This is a genomic window from Polaromonas sp. P1_E3 (assembly GCF_056405935.1).
This window is the reverse complement of record NZ_JBFUBD010000412.1, coordinates 1-2,281: the sequence shown is the minus strand read 5'-3', so window position 1 is coordinate 2,281 and position 2,281 is coordinate 1. Positions and strand designations below refer to the sequence as shown.

Sequence of the window (2,281 nt, the reverse complement as noted above, 5' to 3'; positions counted from 1 at the left end):
GGCCGAACCTGTCGGGAATACGCCGGAGCAGTTTGGCGCGTTCATGAAAAGCGAAATGGCGAAATATGAAAAAGTGGTGAAGGCGTCAGGTGCGAAAGTGGACTGAGCGGATGGGCGAACGCCCGGGCCTGCCAAATTCGTGAAATTCAAGCGCTTTAGTGCCACAGCCCTTTCTGGCCGGGCGCCAGCAGCTATTAAATTCATAGCGCTACAGCTCGAAAATCCTTAGGCACTACTAGCACCTCAAAGAAAAAGGCCGGCACCCGTCTAGGGAGCCGGCCTTTTCTTATTGCCGTCGCAATGGGCTCTTACCCAGCCGGGGCCGCGGAACCGGCTTTGCCGGGCCGCAGGCGCAGCGGCCCCCTCGGGGGGCAGGGAGCTACACGCAGTGAGCGACCGTGGGGGCTCATTTCATGACCCGATCCCCGTATCGAATGCTTTTCAGCGAACCGCCCTCAAACAGCAGCATGGTCATGAACTGCCCGTAACCCGGGTTGTAAGTCCACTCTTCCACCTGCTGGCAGGTGTTGACCGTTACGTTGGTGGTCGTATTGGCGGTAGAACCCGGGGTGTTCGGTGTGACGACGGTCGAGCTGGACACGGTGTCTTGCGCGGGCTTGCAGAAAGTGTCTTTCATGACGGGCTCCCCACATTTCTGCAAGACCGTGCCTTTGGAATTGCCGATCTGCGCCAGGTCGCCCTTGCAGCGCAGTGACTGGGCTGAAGCGCCGGTGAAAAAAGATGAGGCCAGGAAGGCGAACATCACAACAGCGGTGCGAACAACATAGCGGTTCATTTTTTGCCTCCTCGGGGTTCAACAGGGTGCGCATAGCGCGCACCATCCGGACTTTATGCGCAAAGATTTGACGCGGCAAGGCATTATTTATGCCTTGCGCGCCTCAAAACAGGTTTGCATGCAACCCCGCATCGCTGCCGGGGTGGCACTCCTACTCGCCGAGGTAGGCCGCTCGCACACGCGGGTCGTTGAGCAGCTGTTTCGCGTCACCGTTCATGGTGACGTTGCCTGACTCCATGACATAGCCGCGGTTGGCAATGCCGAGTGCGCGGCTGGCGTTCTGCTCAACGAGCAGCACCGTCACACCGCGGGCGGAAACGTCTTTCACGACCTCGAAAATCTTGTCGACCATGATGGGGGACAGGCCCATCGAGGGCTCGTCGAGCAGCAGCACTTTGGGGCGGCTCATCAGCGCGCGGCCCATGGCCAGCATCTGCTGTTCACCGCCCGACATGGTGCCTGCCAGCTGGTCCTTGCGCTCCCGCAGGCGCGGAAACAGCACGAACATCTTTTCCATGTCTTCGGCGACACCGGCCTTGTCGCTACGGATGTAAGCACCCATCTGCAGGTTTTCGGTGATGGTCATGCGGGTGAACACGCCGCGGCCTTCCGGCACCATGGCCAGGCCCTCTTTGACCAGGTCCCAGGCGCCGCGGCCCTTGATGCTTTTACCGAGGTATTCAATGTCACCGCCCAGCATCGGAAGCGTGCCGGTGATGGCTTTCATGGTGGTGGTCTTGCCGGCGCCGTTGGAACCAATCAGCGTGACCAGTTCGCCGTCGTTGACTTCGAAGTCAACGCCCTTGACTGCCTGGATGCCGCCGTAGGCGACCTTCAGGCCGGTCACTTTAAGGAGTGTATTTGCTGCCATGTTGTTGTTTTCCTTCAATGACCGGTGCCCAGATAGGCGGTGATCACTTTTTCGTCCTTTTGTACATCCGCGGGCGCGCCTTCGGCAATCTGCTTGCCATAGTCGAGCACGGTGACGCGGTCGCACAGGCCCATGACCAGCTTCACATCGTGTTCGATCAGCAGGATGGTGCGGTTGTCCTTGCGGATGCGGTCAATCAACTCGCGCAACTGCACTTTTTCGGTCGCGTTCATGCCGGCGGCCGGTTCGTCCAGCGCGATCAGCTGCGGGTCGGTGGCAAGCGCCCGGGCAATTTCCAGGCGGCGCTGGTCACCGTAGCTCAGGGTGCGCGCCTTGAAGTCGGCGTATTTGCCAATGCCCACGTAGTCGAGCAGTTCCTGCGAGCGCTTGGCAATGGCAGCTTCTTCCTGCTTGAAGCCCGGCGTGCGCAACACGGCGCCCATCAAGCCCGAGTGGGTACGGATATGACGGCCGACCATGACGTTTTCCAGCGCGGTCATGTCAGCAAACAGCCGGATGTTCTGGAAGGTACGGGCAATGCCGGCCTTGGCCACTTCATGCACGGCCGTGGGCTTGTAGGGCTTGCCGGCGAGCTCAAAGGTGCCGCCATCAGG

3 protein-coding genes and 1 pseudogene are annotated in these 2,281 nt (G+C 60.2%); 1 reads left to right on the top strand and 3 read right to left on the bottom strand.

Features of this window, described 5'->3' with window-relative positions:
- A pseudogene (locus tag AC1D0Z_RS19950) lies at nt 1-106 on the top strand (tripartite tricarboxylate transporter substrate binding protein); the annotation flags it as partial.
- 300 nt (nt 107-406) lie between these two features.
- Here AC1D0Z_RS19950 and AC1D0Z_RS19945 read toward each other — a convergent pair.
- The 3 genes from AC1D0Z_RS19945 to AC1D0Z_RS19935 all read right to left on the bottom strand — a co-directional run.
- Nucleotides 407-796, bottom strand: a complete 390-nt coding sequence (locus AC1D0Z_RS19945) for a DUF2845 domain-containing protein (protein WP_477659908.1) — start codon at nt 794-796, stop codon at nt 407-409.
- Nucleotides 797-947: 151 nt separating this feature from the next.
- Complete coding sequence (locus AC1D0Z_RS19940; RefSeq protein ID WP_477659907.1) at nt 948-1,667, bottom strand: ABC transporter ATP-binding protein; 720 nt, start codon at nt 1,665-1,667, stop codon at nt 948-950.
- Nucleotides 1,668-1,681: 14 nt separating this feature from the next.
- Nucleotides 1,682-2,281 (bottom strand): ABC transporter ATP-binding protein (locus AC1D0Z_RS19935; protein WP_477659906.1); only part of this gene is annotated, 600 nt, incomplete at its 5' end.

What these genes read in the sequence shown, in the direction of transcription:
- AC1D0Z_RS19940 (WP_477659907.1), bottom strand. Translation starts at nt 1,667, where the DNA reads ATGGCAGCAAATACACTCCTTAAAGTGACCGGCCTGAAGGTCGCCTAC.
- AC1D0Z_RS19945 (WP_477659908.1), bottom strand. Translation starts at nt 796, where the DNA reads ATGAACCGCTATGTTGTTCGCACCGCTGTTGTGATGTTCGCCTTCCTG.